14 protein-coding genes are annotated in these 16,266 nt (G+C 72.0%); 5 read left to right on the top strand and 9 right to left on the bottom strand.

Annotated features, from left to right (window positions below; translation table 11 throughout):
- Positions 1-27: 27 nt before the first annotated feature.
- Complete coding sequence (locus B9S58_RS31280) at positions 28-960, bottom strand: FAD-dependent oxidoreductase (RefSeq protein WP_103535297.1); 933 nt, start codon at positions 958-960, stop codon at positions 28-30.
- 108 nt (positions 961-1,068) lie between these two features.
- Between B9S58_RS31280 and B9S58_RS31275 the strand changes: the two genes are divergently transcribed.
- Positions 1,069-2,706 carry an ABC-F family ATP-binding cassette domain-containing protein gene (locus B9S58_RS31275; RefSeq protein ID WP_103535296.1) on the top strand — a complete coding sequence of 546 codons (1,638 nt, stop codon included), beginning with the start codon at positions 1,069-1,071 and terminating at the stop codon, positions 2,704-2,706.
- Positions 2,707-2,766: 60 nt separating this feature from the next.
- Here the strand turns inward: B9S58_RS31275 and B9S58_RS31270 are convergent, their stop codons facing one another.
- Entirely contained in the window at positions 2,767-5,205 is a 2,439-nt protein-coding gene (locus tag B9S58_RS31270) for a Tex family protein (RefSeq protein ID WP_103535295.1), read from the bottom strand.
- Positions 5,206-5,407: 202 nt separating this feature from the next.
- Positions 5,408-6,277 (bottom strand): hypothetical protein, encoded by an 870-nt coding sequence (locus B9S58_RS31265; protein ID WP_103535294.1) that lies wholly within the window; start codon positions 6,275-6,277, stop codon positions 5,408-5,410.
- A gap of 150 nt (positions 6,278-6,427) precedes the next feature.
- On the opposite strand from B9S58_RS31265, the gene B9S58_RS31260 reads away from it, so the two are divergent.
- Together B9S58_RS31260 and B9S58_RS31255 are read left to right on the top strand one after the other, a co-directional pair.
- A complete protein-coding gene (locus B9S58_RS31260; RefSeq protein WP_181009519.1) occupies positions 6,428-7,399 on the top strand; it encodes a GlxA family transcriptional regulator in 972 nt (323 codons plus the stop codon).
- Positions 7,400-7,438: 39 nt separating this feature from the next.
- Positions 7,439-8,074 carry a DJ-1/PfpI family protein gene (locus B9S58_RS31255; RefSeq protein ID WP_103535292.1) on the top strand — a complete coding sequence of 212 codons (636 nt, stop codon included), beginning with the start codon at positions 7,439-7,441 and terminating at the stop codon, positions 8,072-8,074.
- Positions 8,075-8,116: 42 nt separating this feature from the next.
- Here the strand turns inward: B9S58_RS31255 and B9S58_RS31250 are convergent, their stop codons facing one another.
- Entirely contained in the window at positions 8,117-8,881 is a 765-nt protein-coding gene (locus tag B9S58_RS31250; RefSeq protein WP_103535291.1) for an enoyl-CoA hydratase/isomerase family protein, read from the bottom strand.
- 80 nt (positions 8,882-8,961) lie between these two features.
- On the opposite strand from B9S58_RS31250, the gene B9S58_RS31245 reads away from it, so the two are divergent.
- Positions 8,962-9,585, top strand: a complete 624-nt coding sequence (locus tag B9S58_RS31245; protein ID WP_103535290.1) for an HdeD family acid-resistance protein — start codon at positions 8,962-8,964, stop codon at positions 9,583-9,585.
- 146 nt (positions 9,586-9,731) lie between these two features.
- Complete coding sequence (locus tag B9S58_RS31240) at positions 9,732-10,187, top strand: ATP-binding protein (protein ID WP_103535289.1); 456 nt, start codon at positions 9,732-9,734, stop codon at positions 10,185-10,187.
- 27 nt (positions 10,188-10,214) lie between these two features.
- On the opposite strand, the gene idi is transcribed toward B9S58_RS31240, so the two are convergent.
- The 5 genes from idi to B9S58_RS31215 all read right to left on the bottom strand — a co-directional run bounded on the left by idi (position 10,215) and on the right by B9S58_RS31215 (position 16,144).
- A complete protein-coding gene (gene idi / locus B9S58_RS31235) occupies positions 10,215-10,808 on the bottom strand; it encodes an isopentenyl-diphosphate Delta-isomerase (protein ID WP_103535288.1) in 594 nt (197 codons plus the stop codon).
- Between the two features lie 147 nt (positions 10,809-10,955).
- Positions 10,956-12,224, bottom strand: a complete 1,269-nt coding sequence (locus B9S58_RS31230; protein ID WP_103535287.1) for a bifunctional class I SAM-dependent methyltransferase/N-acetyltransferase — start codon at positions 12,222-12,224, stop codon at positions 10,956-10,958.
- Positions 12,225-12,473: 249 nt separating this feature from the next.
- A complete protein-coding gene (locus B9S58_RS31225) occupies positions 12,474-13,415 on the bottom strand; it encodes a cation diffusion facilitator family transporter (protein ID WP_103535286.1) in 942 nt (313 codons plus the stop codon).
- A gap of 180 nt (positions 13,416-13,595) precedes the next feature.
- Positions 13,596-14,573 (bottom strand): UDP-glucose 4-epimerase GalE, encoded by a 978-nt coding sequence (galE, locus tag B9S58_RS31220; RefSeq protein WP_103535285.1) that lies wholly within the window; start codon positions 14,571-14,573, stop codon positions 13,596-13,598.
- 179 nt (positions 14,574-14,752) lie between these two features.
- Positions 14,753-16,144, bottom strand: coding sequence for an IS1380 family transposase (locus B9S58_RS31215; protein WP_103531556.1), 1,392 nt, complete (start codon positions 16,142-16,144; stop codon positions 14,753-14,755).
- Between the last annotated feature and the right edge of the window lie 122 nt (positions 16,145-16,266).

Below are 16,266 nucleotides of genomic sequence, written 5' to 3'. Positions count from 1 at the left end.
GCCGGACCTGCTCCCGGCCGGCCCCGGTCAGCCCACCAGCGCCGCCGCCGCCCGCGCGCACCCCCAGGCCACGGTCACACCCGCGCCGCCGTGCCCGTAGTTGTGCACCAGAAGGCCGCCGCCCGGAAGCGCCTCCGCCTCGATCCGCACGCCGGCCTCCCGCGCCGGCCGCAGCCCCACCCGGTGCCCGAGCACCCGGGCGCCCGCGATCTCCGGGCGGATCCGCGCACAACGCGCCACGATCTCCCGCGCCGTGTCCGGGTCGGGCTCCGTGCGCGGATCGTCCGCCTCGGCCGTACCGCCCAGCACCAGGCGTCCCGGCTGCGGGAAGAAGTACGTCGTCGCGGCCGACGCCGGATCCGCCTCGGTGTACCACTCCTCGATCCCCGGGTTCTCCACCGCGACCAGCTGCCCCCGCACCGGCCGCATTCCGGCGTCGGGCACCAGCTCGCGCGCCCCGAGACCCGTGCAGTTCACCACCACCGGGCTCCGCCCCGCCGCCTCGCCGAACCCCGTCACCGTCCGCCGCTCCACCGCACCGCCCGCCGCCACCAGCCGCCGCCCCAGCCACGCGAGGTGGACGGGCATGTCCAGCAGCGGCAGTGTCACCCGCAGCCCTTCGGGCGCCTCCACCGCGCCCTTCAGCCCAGCCGCCCAGCCGCCCAGCGCCGCGAACCGCTCACCGGCGTGCAGCCCCGCCACCCGCCGTACTCCGGTCTCCTGCGGGGCGCCCGCCAGCTCCTCGTAGACCGCCAGCGTCTCCAGCGACCAGTCGCCCACCCGCTCCGCCGGCTCGATCCGGTACGGCCACCACAGGGCCCCCGCCACCGCCGACGTCGTCGCCCCGGCCGGATCGCGCGACCAGATCCGCACCCGCAGCCCGCGCTCCGCCAGGGTCACGGCAGTGGTGAGACCGACGACCCCGCCGCCCACCACGATCACATCCGCCATCACGGTCACTCCTGTCGCATCGGTGCACCCGGTCGCTGCGTGGACGCTAACGGAAGCCGGAGGCCAGGGGCACAGGGCACCGGGCATGGAGCGGCGGCGATTAGGATCGGCACCCTGATGACTGCCACTCTCGTCGCCAAGGACCTCGCCGCCGGACACGGCGACCGCACGCTCTTCGCCGGGCTCGACCTCGTCGTCGCCCCCGGTGACGTGATCGGTCTCGTCGGAGTCAACGGCGCCGGCAAATCCTCCCTGCTCCGCCTCCTCGCCGGGCTCGACCGCCCGGAGGAGGGCGAGCTGCGGCTCTCCCCGCCCACCGCCACCGTCGGCCACCTCCCACAGGAGCCCGAGCGCCGCGACGGTGAGACGGTGGCCGCGTTCCTGGCCCGCCGCACCGGCGTCGCCGACGCCCAGCGCACCATGGACGAGGCCACCGAGGCCCTGGTCGCGGGCGCCCCGGGCGCGGACGACGCGTACTCCGAGTCCCTGGAGCGCTGGCTCGCCCTCGGCGGCGCGGACCTGGAGGAGCGGGCCGAGCAGGTCGCCGCCGAGCTCGGCCTGGCCGTGGGCCTCGACCGGCCCATGACCGCGCTCTCCGGCGGACAGGCGGCCCGCGCCGGACTCGCCTCGCTGCTCCTCTCCCGCTACGACGTCTTCCTGCTCGACGAGCCCACCAACGACCTCGACCTCGACGGCTTGGAGCGGCTGGAGCGCTTCGTGTCCGGTCTGCGCGCGGGCACCGTCGTCATCAGCCACGACCGCGAGTTCCTGATGCGCACGGTGACCAAGGTCCTGGAGCTGGACCTCGCCCAGCAGCAGATCAACCTGTACGGCGGTGGCTACGCGGCCTACCTGGAGGAGCGGGAGACCGCCCGCAGGCACGCCCGGGAGGGCTTCGAGGAGTACGCCGACAAGAAGGCGTCCCTCGAAGCGCGTGGCCATATGCAGCGCTCCTGGATGGACAAGGGCGTCAAGAACGCCCGCCGCAAGGCCACCGACGGCGACAAGCTCGGCCGCAACGCCCGCAGCGAGGCCAGCGAGAAGCAGGCCGCGAAGGCGCGGCAGACCCAGCGCATGATCGAGCGTCTCGACGTCGTCGAGGAGCCGCGCAAGGAGTGGGAGCTGCGCATGGAGATCGCCTCCGCCCCGCGCTCCGGATCCGTCGTCGCGACCCTGCGCGACGCCCGGGTGGTACGCGGCGACTTCTCCTTCGGCCCCGCCTCGCTCCAGATCGACTGGGCGGACCGGGTCGCCATCACCGGCGCCAACGGCGCCGGCAAGTCCACTCTGCTGGCCGCCCTGTTGGAGCGGCTGCCGCTGGACTCCGGGAACGCCACGCTGGGTTCGGGCGTCGTCGTCGGCGAGGTGGACCAGGCCCGCAAGCTGTTCCTCGGCGCGCAGTCGCTGCTGGACGCGTTCTGCGCGGCCGTGCCCGACACGGAACCGGCCGAAGTCCGCACCCTGCTCGCCAAGTTCGGCCTCCGCGCCGACCATGTGACGCGTCCCGCGACCAGCCTGTCCCCCGGGGAGCGCACCCGTGCGGCCCTCGCCCTGCTCCAGGGCCGGGGCGTCAACCTCCTGGTGCTCGACGAGCCGACGAACCACCTCGACCTGCCCGCCATCGAGCAGCTGGAAGCGGCCCTGGAGACGTACACGGGCACCCTGCTGCTGGTCACGCACGACCGGCGGATGCTGGAGGCGGTCCGTACGACCCGCCGCGTCGAAGTGGCGGACGGCCAGGTCAAGGAAGTCTGAGCGGAGTTACGGAGGAGGTGGGGGCGGGCCGCACGCGGCGACCCACCCCACCCGCTCCTTTCAGCGCCCCCGGCCGCCCTGCTTCGGGTCGGTCAGCCCGGCCCGCCGCAGCGCATCCGCCATCGCGCTGTTCGCCGGAGCTCCCTGGCCCTGCCGGGACGCACCGCCGCCACCACCGCGCCGGTCCCTGCCGCCGCCGCCCGGCCGGCCCTGGCCGCCACCGGACGACTGTCCCTGGCTCTGGCCCCGGCGCTGCTTCGGGGGACGGCCGCCGCGCTCGCCGCGGCCCTGCTGCCCGCCGCCACCGCCGCCCGCGCCAGGCTCGTCGTCCAGCCGCAGAGTCAGCGAGATCCGCTTGCGCGGGGCGTCGACGTCCATGACCTTGACCCTCACGATGTCCCCGGGCTTCACGACATCACGCGGGTCCTTCACGAACGTCTTCGACAGTGCCGAGACATGCACCAGACCGTCCTGATGGACGCCGATGTCGACGAACGCGCCGAATGCGGCGACGTTGGTCACGACGCCCTCCAGCACCATGCCGGGCTCCAGGTCGCCGAGCTTCTCGACGCCCTCCTTGAAGGTCGCCGTGCGGAACGCCGGACGCGGGTCGCGCCCCGGCTTCTCCAGCTCCTTGAGGATGTCCGTCACGGTCGGCAGCCCGAACGTGTCGTCCACGAAGTCCGCCGCGCGCAGGGCGCGCAGGGCCTCCGCGTTGCCGATCAGCGAGGCGACCTCGCCACCCGCCGTCCTCCCCATCCGTCGCACCACCGGATAGGCCTCGGGGTGCACGCTGGAGCCGTCCAGCGGGTCGTCGCCGCCCCGGATCCGCAGGAAGCCCGCGCACTGCTCGTACGCCTTCGGGCCGAGCCGCGCCACGTCCTTGAGTGCCTTGCGGGACCGGAAGGGGCCGTTGGCGTCGCGGTGCGCGACGATGTTCTCGGCGAGTCCGGAGCTGACCCCCGAGACCCGTGAAAGCAGCGGTGCGGACGCGGTGTTGACGTCCACGCCGACGCCGTTCACACAGTCCTCGACGACCGCGTCCAGTGAACGGGACAGCTTCACCTCGGACAGGTCGTGCTGGTACTGGCCGACGCCGATGGACTTCGGGTCGATCTTCACCAGCTCGGCCAGCGGGTCCTGGAGCCGCCGCGCGATGGAGACGGCACCGCGCAACGACACGTCCATGTCGGGCAGTTCCTGCGAGGCGAACGCGGAGGCGGAGTACACCGAGGCGCCCGCCTCCGAGACCATCACCTTGGTGAGCTTCAACTCCGGGTGCTTGTCGATCAGTTCACCGGCGAGCTTGTCCGTCTCCCGGGATGCCGTGCCGTTGCCGATCGCGACCAGGTCGACCGCGTGCTCCTTCGCGAGGTGCGCGAGCTTCGCCAGCGCCTGGTCCCACTTGTTCGCGGGTACGTGCGGGTGGATCACATCGGTGGCCACCACCTTGCCGGTGGCGTCGACGACCGCGACCTTCACCCCCGTACGGAAACCGGGGTCCAGGCCCAGGGTGGCCCGCGTGCCGGCCGGGGCGGCGAGCAGCAGATCGCGCAGGTTCGAGGCGAAGACCCGTACCGCCTCGTCCTCCGCCGCCGTGCGCAGCCGCAGCCGAAGGTCGATGCCGAGGTGCACCTGGATCCGGGTCCGCCACGCCCAACGCACGGTGTCGCCCAGCCACTTGTCGCCCGGCCGGCCCCGGTCGGAGATCTCGAAGCGACGCGCGATCATGTTCTCGTACGTGGACGGGCCCGGCCGCTCGGCGGCTTCCGGCTCCTCCGGCTCCAGGGCAAGGTCGAGGACGTTCTCCTTCTCGCCGCGCAGCATCGCGAGCACCCGGTGCGAGGGCAGTGCGGTGAACGGCTCGGCGAAGTCGAAGTAGTCGGCGAACTTCGCACCCGCCTCCTCCTGGTCGTCGCGCACCTTCGCCGCCAGTCGGCCGCGCGTCCACATGCGCTCGCGCAGCTCGCCGGTCAGGTCGGCGTCCTCGGAGAAACGCTCGGTGAGGATCGACCGGGCGCCGTCCAGAGCGGCGGCCGCGTCCGCGACGCCCTTCTCGCCGTCCACGAACGCGGCGGCCGCCGCGAGCGGATCGACCGACCGGTCGCCGAGCAGACCGTCCGCCAGCGGTTCAAGACCCGCCTCCCGGGCGATCTGCGCCTTCGTCCGCCGCTTCGGCTTGAACGGCAGATAGATGTCCTCCAGGCGCGCCTTGGTCTCGGCGGCCCTGATGCTCGCCTCCAGAGCCGCGTCGAGCTTGCCCTGTTGGGTCACGGATTCCAGGATCGACGTACGCCGCTCCTCCAGCTCCCGCAGATAGCGCAGCCGTTCCTCCAGCGTGCGCAACTGCGCATCGTCGAGGGATTCGGTCGCCTCCTTGCGGTAGCGCGCGATGAACGGCACGGTCGATCCGCCGTCGAGCAGCTCGACGGCGGCCCTGACCTGTCGCTCACGTACGCCGAGCTCCTCGGCGATCCTGCCTTCGATGGACGTCGTCACGGTTTTCCCGACTCGCCTTCTCGTACTGGCTGTGCTGGCCGTGCTCGTGTCGCGATGAGCACGTTCTTGCTTGCCGGGGGGCATCCCCCCTGGCCTGCATTGTGCCGCGTGGCCGGGGGCCGTGTCGCGTGACCTCGACGAACACGCCGGAGCCCCGGCATCGCGTGCGAGGGCTCCGGACGGCGTCAGGGTCTGCCGCGGGTCAGCCCCGGCCGGTCGCCGAGGCCGGGAACGCACCTGCGGCGGCGGCCGTGAACAGGAAGCCGCGTCCCAGCTCGGTGAGCCGCTCCACGCCCTCCGCGCCCAGGTGTTCGTACGGGGCGGTGTCCATGCGGTCCGTCGCCTCCTCGACCTCCGCCCGCAGCGCCGTGCCGGCCTCGGTCAGCGCCAACTCCTCGCCGGCGGCCAGCAGCCCGCGCTTCCGCAGCCGGCCGGAGGCCGCCTCCCAGTCGGTGCGGCGCCAGCCCCGGGAGGACAGGATCCAGCGGATCGCCATGCCCTTGCCGGTCGCCGTGTGGCTGACGAGCGATTCGAGCGGGTCCAGGCCGGCCGCGAGCAGGGCGGCGAGATGCGCGTCGCCCCGGTGCTCACGCAGCAGGGTCGCCGCGTGCCAGAACGCCAGGTGCGGCTCCTCGGGCACCGGAAGATCCGCGTGCGCGGCGTACAGCGGGCGGGCGTGCGGGGTGCAGGCCTCGGTGGCGCGCAGCGCGAGCCGGGCCGCCTCCGCCATCTCGTCGGAGGCGATGATCTCCTCGCCGAGCAGCCGCCGCAGCGTCGAGTCCGCCGCCCGCATCCGGGCCCCGAGGACCACGTCGGGGGACGCGGTCTCCCAGACGGCGGGCACATGTCGGGCCACCAGCACCGGGTTGAAGTTGTAGAAGGTGGCGCCGACGGTCCCCGCCCCCACCGCACCGAGCGCGGCCGCCCGGGTCGCGAAATAGGCGGCGCTCTGGTCCTCGATGCCGATCTTTGCCATCTCCGTACCCAGGTCGGGGGAGAAGAAGAGACACGAGTGCAGCGGGTTGACGGCGTTGTGGCAGCGGCGCTCCGCGCGGGCCGGAAGAGTACTCATACAGGCACGTTACCGACTGGTCGGTACGACGCGTAACCCCGGGGAGAAGGGACGATTCTCCCCGGGTGGACCGATGGCAGGTCCACAGGAGGCCGATGGCAGGAAAGGAGGGCTACTCGTCATTGCGGCCATCGCCGTCCGCCACCCAGGATGGCGGACGTGAAGCAGCGAACCGTGCTCGTCGTCCTTTTCGACGGAGTCCAGAGCCTCGACGTGAGCGGCCCGATGGAGGTCTTCGCGGGCGCCTCCCGGTCGGCCGGGGTCTCCTACGATCTGCGGACCGCCTCGCTCGACGGCCGCCCCGTCCGGTCCACCTGCGGCCTGACCCTGGTGCCCGACAGCGGCCTGGCCGACGCACCCGTACCGCACACGCTGCTGGTGCCCGGCGGACACGGCACCCGCGGCTCCCACCCGGAGCTGACCGACTGGCTGCGGGAGCACGCGCCGCGGGCGGAGCGGCTCGTCTCCGTGTGCACCGGGGCGCTGCTGCTGGCCCGGGCGGGCCTGCTGGACGGACACCGGGTCACCACCCACTGGAACCACTGCGAGCAGCTGGCCCGCGACTACCCGGCCGTCCGCGTCGACCCCGAACCGATCTTCGTACGGGACGGGAGGCTGGCCACATCGGCGGGCGTCACCGCGGGCATCGACCTGGCCCTCGCGCTCGTCGAGGAGGACCACGGGCGGGACCTCGCACTGAACATCGCCCGGCACCTCGTGGTGTTCCTGCGCCGCCCCGGCAACCAGGCCCAGTTCAGCGCCCAGCTCAGCGCCCAGACCGCACAGCGCGAACCGCTGCGCGAGATCCAGCACTGGATCACCCAGCACCCCGACGCCGACCTCGGGGTCGACGCCCTCGCGGCCCGCGCCCGGCTCTCGCCCCGGCACTTCGCCCGCGCGTTCCGCGCGGAGACCGGAACGACCCCGGGGCGGTACGTCGAGCGCGTCCGCCTGGAGCACGCCCGCCGGCTCCTGGAGGACACCGCCGACGGCGTCGAGCGGATCGCCCGCGCCAGCGGCTACGGCACCCCGGAGGCCATGCGCCGCGCCTTCGTGAAGACCCTCGCGACGGCGCCGGCCGAATACCGCCGCCGCTTCCGCACCCCCGCGGCCGGCACCTGAACCGCACCACCCGACCGACCGAACCGAGAGGCAGCTCCCGTGCAGATCGCCATCCTGCTCTTCGACCGTTTCACCGCCCTGGACGCGGTGGGCCCCTACGAGATCCTCAGCCGTGCGCCCGGCGCCGAGACCGTGTTCGTCGCCGAACGGACCGGCCCCGTCCGCAACGACAGCGGGAGCCTCGCGCTCGTCGCGGAGAAGACGCTCGCCGAGGTGCCGTCGCCCGATCTGGTGATCGTGCCGGGCGGCCCCGGCCAGGGCGACCAGATGGAGAACGAGGCCCTGCTCGGCTGGCTGCGCGCGGTCGACGTCACCAGCACGTGGACCACCTCGGTCTGCACCGGGTCGCTGCTGCTGGCGGCGGCCGGACTCCTCAAGGGACGGCGGGCCACCTCGCACTGGCTGGCGCTGCAGGCGCTGAAGGAGTTCGGCGTCGAGCCCAGCGGGGAGCGCGTCGTGCTCGACGGCAAGTACGTCACCGCCGCCGGGGTCTCCTCCGGCATCGACATGGGGCTGACCCTGCTCGGCCGGATCGCGGGCGACGACGTGGCACGCTCGGTGCAGCTGCTCACGGAGTACGACCCGCAGCCGCCCTACGACTGCGGTTCGCCGGAGAAGGCCCCGGCGGCCCTGGTCGAGGAGTGGCGGGCCAAGAGCCGTCACGCTGTTCACTAGGGGGTGCACCCCATCACTCAGTAGGGCCCGGGGTACGCCTCCTCACCCGGTAGGTCCGGTGGTGTACGTGAACCGGGGCGCGCGCCGCTCCAGGAAGGCGGTGACGCCCTCCGCCGTGTCACCGCTTCCCCGTGCCTCACCGGTCCAGTACGCGTCCCGGTCCGTCCGGCCCGCGGCGAACTCCTTCGCCGCGGCCTGGGTGAGCAGGGACCGGGACGCCAGGACCCGTACGTACTCCTCGACCCGCTTGCCCAGGCCGCCCGCGGGCAGCACCTCGTCGGCCAGGCCGGTGCGCAGCGCCCGTTCCGTGTCGATCAGCTCGCCGGAGAACAGCAGGTGCTTGGCCGTGCCCGGCCCGACGAGGGCGACGAGCCGCCGGGTGGAGGAGGCGGGGTAGACGATGCCCAGCTTGGCCGGGGTGACTCCGAAGGAGGCCCCCTCCTCCGCGAACCGCAGATCGCAGGCGGCCGCGAGCTGGCTGCCGCCGCCCACGCAGTAGCCGCGCACCGCGGCCAGCGTCGGCCGGGGGAACGCGGCGAGCGCCTCCTCGGCCGCCACCGCCAGACCCTGGGCGGTGTCCGCGCCCTCCCGTAGTGTGGAGATGTCTGCCCCGGCGCAGAAGGTGTCCCCGGCCCCGGTCAGCACCAGTACGCGGACCGCCGGGTCGGCCGCCAGCCGCTCCAGCAGCTCCGGCAGGCTCCGCCACATCGCGGCGGTCATCGCGTTGCGTTTGGCGGGGTTCGTGATCATGACGGTGGCGACGCCGCGCTCGACGGACGGGATCAGGCGGGGTTCCGTACGGTCCATGGGCCGGATGCTATCCGGGAGGTTCGAACCTATGATCAAGAAGGGGTCGCGAAGCGGGCACGCACCGTAAGGAGCTGTCGATGAACGAACCCACCGCCGAGGGCCGGAAGCTGAGCCGGAGTTTCGGCTGGCTCGCGCTGCTCGGCACGCTGCTGGTGATCGCGGGCGTCATCGGCCTCGTCCACACCGGCGTCGCCACTCTCACCTCGATGCTGCTCTTCGGCTGGCTGCTGCTCGTCGGTGGTCTGGTCGGGCTGCTGCACGCGATCGAGTCGCGCGGCACGAACTACTTCTGGCTGGGCGTCGTGGTCGCGGCCCTCAACCTCGCCGCGGGCGTCGTCGTCATCAAGCACCCCGAGGGCACGGCCGAGGCGCTGACCATGTTCGCCGCCCTGCTCTTCCTGACCGGTGGGGTCTTCCGGCTGGTCGGCAGTGTCGTGGTGCGCGGCCCACAGATGGGCTGGACGCTGTTCCAGGGAGCCTTCGGCCTGCTGCTGGGGCTGCTGGTGCTGTTCGACTGGCCGCACAGCAGTCTGTATGTTCTGGGCTGCTTCTTCTCGCTGGCCCTGTTGTTCGACGGGCTCGGCCTGATCGCCATCGGCGTCGGCGGCCGGCGCATCGTCAGCATGGTCTCGGAGCGGCTCGATGAAACTGCCCCGACCCCGGACGAGCCGATCACGTCACCAGAAGAAGAACAGAAGTAGTCCCCGGGCTGGCAAAGATGTGCGTGTTTGGTCGAATAGCGCCGATACCTGGCTACTTCCGATCAGTGGCACGGTCCTGACCAAGCCATTCCCAACACTCTTTACTCGACGGTCAGTGCAGTGCGAGTGAGAGCTGGTGCCGGACGATGGAGAGCCTCGGGAGTGCCCCCGCCGACCCCGTGTCGTACGAGGGAGTGTGGCGCTTCACCGCCCCCGCGGTGGACGCGTCCGTGCCCAGCGCCCGGCACGCCGTACGCGATCTCCTCGGCCGGCAGGGAGTGCCGATCGAGGACGACACCCTCCAGGGGCTCCTGCTGATCGTCTCGGAACTGGTCACCAACGCCGTCAAGCACGCGGCGCTCCTCTCGCCCGAGCTGGCCGTCGAGGTGGCCATCGGCGCCGACTGGGTCAGAGTCTCGGTCGAGGACAACCACCCCTACCGCCCCACCGCCCTGGAGACGGACTACGCGCAGACCGGCGGCCGGGGGCTGCTGCTGGTCAAGGTCATCACCGCGGAGGCGGGCGGCACCTGCGACGTCGAGCACACCGCGAGCGGCGGGAAGATCATCTGGGCGGCGCTGCCGTTGAAGACGCAGCTCTGACCGCCCCGTACGCGACCGGGCGGAGGGTCACCAGCCCGCCGAGGGCCCCGTCAGCTCGCGGATCGCCGGCCGTGCCGCGTCCAGCACCGTCATGAACCATGCCGAGAACGGTGCCCGCGCGTGCCGCTCCGCCAGCTCCGCCGCCGTCACGAAGGCCGTCTCCCCGACCTCCTCGGGGTCCGGCTTCAGCGCCTCCTGCGCCATTCCCACGAACAGGTGGTTGAACTCCTGCTCCACCAGACCCGACGCGGGGTCCGGGTGGTTGTAGCGGACCGTGCCCGCCTCGGCCAGCAGCGACGGCGAGAGCCCCAGCTCCTCGTGCGTACGCCGGGCGGCGGCCGCGAACGGGGCCTCGCCGGGATACGGGTGTCCGCAGCAGGTGTTCGACCAGACGCCGGGAGAGTGGTACTTGCCGAGCGCCCGGCGCTGGAGCAGGAGCCGGCCCTGCTCGTCGAAGAGGAACACGGAGAACGCGCGGTGCAGCTGCCCGGGGGCCTGGTGGGCCGCCAGCTTCTCCGCGGTGCCGATGGTGGTGCCGTTCTCGTCGACCAGTTCGAGCATGATCGCTTCTGCGGTGCCGTTCGACGAGCTGTGCGTCGCGGTGGCTGGTGTGGTCGGCATACCCATCCTTCGCTTTGGTCCCCGGCCTCGTGCGCCGGGCACCTGGAGTCCGGTCAAGTCTGCCGTACAAAAGCCGCTTGTCCGCACTTCGGGTCCGGGCATGTCCGCCCCGCCGCGGCCCCCGAGCGCGGCGGGACGGACGGGCCGTCAGACCCCGAAGGCCGCCGGATAGCGGATCATGCCCGCCGGAACCGGGACGGAATCGTCCAGTACCAGGGCCATCATCGCCTCGTCCGGCACCTCGAAACCTGGCCGGATTCCGTAGCGTGAGGCCGGCAGGAAACCGAAGCGCGGGTAGTACTCGGGATGACCGAGCACCAGCACCAGCGCCTCACCACGCACCCGGGCGGCGTCCAGCACCGCCCGCACCACGGCCCGCCCCGCACCCTGCCGCTGGTACGCGGGAGTGGTGGCCACCGGGGCCAGCGCGAGAGCCGGGGCATCGCCGACCCGGCAGCGGGTCAGCAGCGCGTACGCAGCGAGCGACCCGTCCGGCGCCTCGGCGACGTGGCTGAGCTCCGGCAGCCAGGCCTCGGCGTCGGCCCGCAGGGCGTCCACGAGGTCAGCCTCGTCCCGGGTCGGGAACGCGGCCGCGTTGACCGCATGCACAGCCGTACGGTCCGCCGGTGTCTCCGGACGGGTGGTCCACCGCGGATCGGCCGGGCGCAGCACATACCCGGCGTAGCCGTACTCCGTGCCGTGCTCCCGCCGTCCGGCCAGCTCCTCGCGGGTGGCCGCGAGCGCCCACTCCATAGCTGGAGCGCCCGGGGCGGTGCTCCCGACCCGTTCGGCGAGCGGTACGTAGTACTCGTCCCAGTCGCTTTCGGGCTGGACCAGCACGGCGCCGACCGTGCAGCCCGCGGCGACGGCCGCCGCGGTGGTCTCCGGCAGAGTGCGCAGGGGACCGTTGCGGTCCCAGAAGCCGCGCGCCCCGGCCGACGGCGCGTCCGTGGTCCAGACGCACTCGGAGATCATCATCACGCCGCCCGGGGCCAGCAGCCGCTGCCAGTCGCGGACGGCGGTGTCGAACCCGATGCAGTACGCCGACCCCTCGGCCCAGATCAGGTCGAAGGACCCTTCGGGGAACGCGGGGCCGGTGAGGTCGCCCATGTCGGCCCGGACGGTACGGACGCGGTCGTCGAGGCCACGGGCCCCGGCCGCCTCGCGCAGCTCGTCCAGGAACGGCTGGTGCAGGTCGACCGCGGTCACCTCGGCGCCCGCCTCGGCGGCGAGCAGGAGAGCGGCCCGGCCCGGACCGCAGCCCAGGTCGAGGACGCGCGGACGGTCGGGCAGTGGACCGGCGAGAGCGAGCAGCCGGCGCGTGGTCGCGTCGGAGCCGGGGCTCTGCCGGGGAAGGCGGTGGTGCAGGGTGAAGAACGCCTCGGTGCGCGAGGCGTCGTCAGTGTGGTCGGTCAACGTGGGAACCCTTGGGTGTGAGGGCTCCGACCTGATCCGGAGAAAAGGGACCTAGCCGGAAACCCGGGAGATGAGGGAGGACCGATTGCTGCGCCGGGAAGGCGTCGTCGCGAACGTCATCAACCTCAGCTCCTCTCGAAAGGGGTCCCGGTGACACCGGGTTCCGCTCCACCACGAGACTCGAACGTCTCAGCGAAACCACCATAGCACCGCCTCGGCGGCGCTCAGGGGCGCGCGACTCGGCGGCTCTCAGTGGCAGAGTCGCGCCTCGTGCTCCGCGTGACCGCTCGGCTCCAGCTGGAAGGTGCAGTGCTCCACGTCGAAGTGGTCCCCGAGGCAGCCCTGCAGCTCGTGCAGCACCTTCTCGTGCCCTATCGAGTCGAGCATCTCCTGGCGCACCACCACATGCGCCGAGAGCACCGGCATCCCCGAGGTGATCGTCCAGGCGTGCAGGTCATGGACGTCCAGGACCCCGGGCAGCGCCGTGATGTGGGCCCGTACCTCCGCCATGTCCACGCCCTTGGGCGCCGCCTCCAGGAGTACGTTCAGGGTCTCCCGCAGCAGTTTCACCGTCCGGGGGACGATCATCAGGCCGATCACCAGGGAGGCGATCGGGTCGGCGGGCTGCCAGCCGGTCGCCATGATGACGCCCGCCGAGATGATCACGGCGAGCGAGCCCAGGGTGTCGGCCAGCACCTCCAGATAGGCGCCCCGCACGTTCAGGCTCTCCTGCTGTCCCCGCGTCAGCAGCGAGAGAGAGACGATGTTGGCCACCAGGCCGACGGCGGCGAACGCGATGGCGAGGCCGCCCTTCGTCTCGGCCGGGGTGATGAACCGCTCGACCGCCTCGAAGACCAGATAGCCGCCGACCCCCAGCAGCAGCAGACAGTTCGCGAGCGCCGCCAGGATCTCCGCACGGGCGAAGCCGAAGGTGCGGTTCGGGCCGGCCGGACGGTTGGCGAAGTGGATGGCGAGTAGCGCCATCCCGAGCCCCAGGGCGTCGGTGGCCATGTGGGCGGCGTCCGCGATCAGGGCCAGCGAGTCGGAGAGCACCCCGCCGACGATCTCCATGACCATCACGCTCAGCGTGATCCCCAGGGCGACCCGGAGCCTGCCCCGGTACGCGGCGGCGGCCGTGCCGGTCGGCGGCGGCCCGCCGTGTGTATGCCCGTGATCGTGGCCAGCCCCCATGCGAAACTCCTCCAGGTCCGTGCGACAGCGCCGGTGCGAAACCGCCCGACGTGGTCAGTGAACTACGGGTGGGGGGTATGAGGCAACACGGCACTGAACACCGTTGTCATCTGCCCTGACCTGCGGAAACGTCCCGCAGGTCAGGGCGCTGACACGATCACCGACGCCACCCGCAACCGATCACGAACGGGCCTCGGGGTGACGCAGGCACCAGCCCTCCCAGGCCGACTCCACCATCTCGCGCACGCTCCGCCGCGCCGTCCAGCCCAGCTCCTCGGTGATCCGCGCGGCCGAGGCCACCGCCCTCGGCCCGTCACCGGCCCGGCGCGGCTCGACCACCGGCTTCAGGTCGTGGCCCGTCACCTCGCAGATCACCTCGGCCATCTCCCGTACGGAGACCCCCTCGCCCCGGCCGACGTTCAGCGTCAGGTCGCCGGCGCCCGCCTCGTCCAGCCGCCGTGCCACGGCGAGATGTGCCTCCGCCAGGTCGGCGACATGGATGTAGTCACGGATGCAGGTGCCGTCCGGCGTCGGGTAGTCGTCGCCGAAGATCCGCGGGGCCTCGCCGCGCGTCAGCCGCTCGAACATCATCGGCACGATGTTGAAGACCCCGGTGTCCGCGAGCTCCGGCGCGGCGGCGCCCGCCACGTTGAAGTACCGCAGGCAGGCGGTCGAGATCCCGTGGGCGTTCCCGGTGGCCCGCACCAGCCACTCCCCGGCGAGCTTGGTCTCGCCGTACGGGTTGATCGGGAGGCAGGGCGTCTCCTCCGTGATGAGGTCCACGTCCGGTACGCCGTAGACGGCGGCCGAGGACGAGAACAGGAAGCGCCGCACCCCGGCCGCGACCACGGCCTCCAGCAGCACGCCCAGCCCGGTGATGTTCTCCCGGTAGTACAGCAGCGGCTTCTCCACGGACTCGCCGACCTGCTTCTTCGCCGCGAGATGCACCACACCGCTCACCGCGTGGTCGGCCAGTGTCCGGTCCAGCAGCTCCCGGTCGGAGGCAGAGCCCTCCACCAGCGTGACGGTGTCCGGCAGCCGGTCCACGATGCCGCTGGAGCGGTCGTCGAGAACCACCACCCGCTCACCCGCCGCCACCAAGGCCCGCGCCACGTGTGCCCCGATGTATCCCGCCCCGCCTGTGATCAGCCATGTCATGACCGTCAGCCTAAGCCTTGATCCACCGAAGTGGTTTGAGTGTGATCTTCTGATCGGTTTCTGGGCCGGTTCGGGTCGGTGGCTGGGTATGGGCAGGTTGTATCCGCTGGTTTGCCCAGCTTTTCCACGGTGTGGTTCCGGTCGGGCCCTTGCGGGCGGGTGGACGGGGGCTGTTCGTGTCAGCCGGGTGGCCCGTGGGCGGTGTCGAGCAGGTGTGTCCAGGCGTGCTGCCAGGGCCAGTTGCGTGGCAGGTGCAGGGTGATGCGCCGTGCTGAGCGGGCGATCCGGGCCGGAACGTGGACGAGGTGGGTGCGGATCGTGGTGGTGGTGGCCCTGGCGTGGAACGTGGAGGCCAGCGCGCCGGCGGCCCGCAGCAGGTTGTAGGTCATCGCCCACAGCGTGAGCCAGGCGGCGTTGGCGTTGAAGTTTCCGGACGGAAGGTGGGCCAGAGCCCCGGCTTTGCTGTCGGCGATGACCTGCTCGATGACGGCGTGGTGACGGTGTTCCTGCTCGGCCTGGAGCGTCGGGGCGGGCTGGTCGGTGAAGAACGGGTGGTAGCGCCAGACGGGAAACAACTCGCCCTGTTCGCCCACAACGGCGGGTTTGGCCAGGTCACGGACCCGGCGCACGATCAGCCGGGCGGTGACCCGTTCGCTCTTCTTGCGGCCGGTGAACGCGGTGTAGGCGGGTATCTCGGCGACTTCGGCGTTGGAGATGAGTTCGCCGGTCTCCGGGTCGGGCACCGCGGTGGGGTAGGTGATCTGCTGCCATGCCCCGTCGGGAATGCCCAGGACGGCCCGTTTGATGGAGGGGTTCATCCCGCAGGTGATCGAAAAGCGGGCTCCGGCCCGGCGGCAGGCGGCGATCACCCCGCCGTTGTAGAACTGCGAGTCCGCTCGCAGGATCCGGGTGCCGGTGCAGCCCGCCTCGGCGGCGGTGGCGAGTGCCTCGCTGACGAATTTCGGGGCTCCACGGGAATCGGCTGCCTTGCCGCGGCGCATCCGTACTGCGGCGATCACCGGGCGCGACTGTGGGGTGCAGATCGTGGCGAGCAGGGGGTGCATGGTGCGGATGCCCTTGAACCGGCCGTACTCGGCGCCCTGCTTGGCCCGGCCGTAGACCCGTTTGTGGGTGGAGTCGACGTCGATGAACGCCGTCGTGCCGGAGCCGGGCAGCAGGGGGGTGTGGGCGGCCAGACCGGCGAGGAACCTGCGGTGGACGGCGTGGAGTTGGAGTGCGTGGCCGTGGGTGAACGCGCGGAGGAACGTGCCCAGCGTGGACGGCGCGCGGATCCCCCGGAACAGGGCCGGCATCGCACCGTGCCGCAGCACGTGGAGGTCGTCGATACTGTCCGCCCCCGCCGCCATGCCGGCCACGATGCTGCTGACCTTGGCACCCGCCGCGGCCCCCGCGCCGTTCGCTGTCCCGGTCAGCCTCACCTTCTGGGCCACCAGACGCGAAAGACCACACCGCTCGGCCAGCCGCATCACCGGAACCAGCCCGGCCAGCGCGACCAGATTCGGATCATCGAACGCAGCGGAGACCGCCGCCGGCGTATGGGAAACTTGCATCTCGGAAGTGCCTTGCCGATCGTGCGTGCTGGAAGCCTGAAGAACTCCCATCATCACAGGTCACAAGGCACTTCCTCGTTTCCGGAAGAGTCATCCACAGACATCACGTCGGTGGATCAAGG

It is taken from the genome of Streptomyces sp. SM11 (assembly GCF_002910905.1).
Lineage (GTDB): Bacteria > Actinomycetota > Actinomycetes > Streptomycetales > Streptomycetaceae > Streptomyces.
Note: the sequence above shows the minus strand (reverse complement) of the source record. Positions and strands in the feature narration are given on the sequence as shown.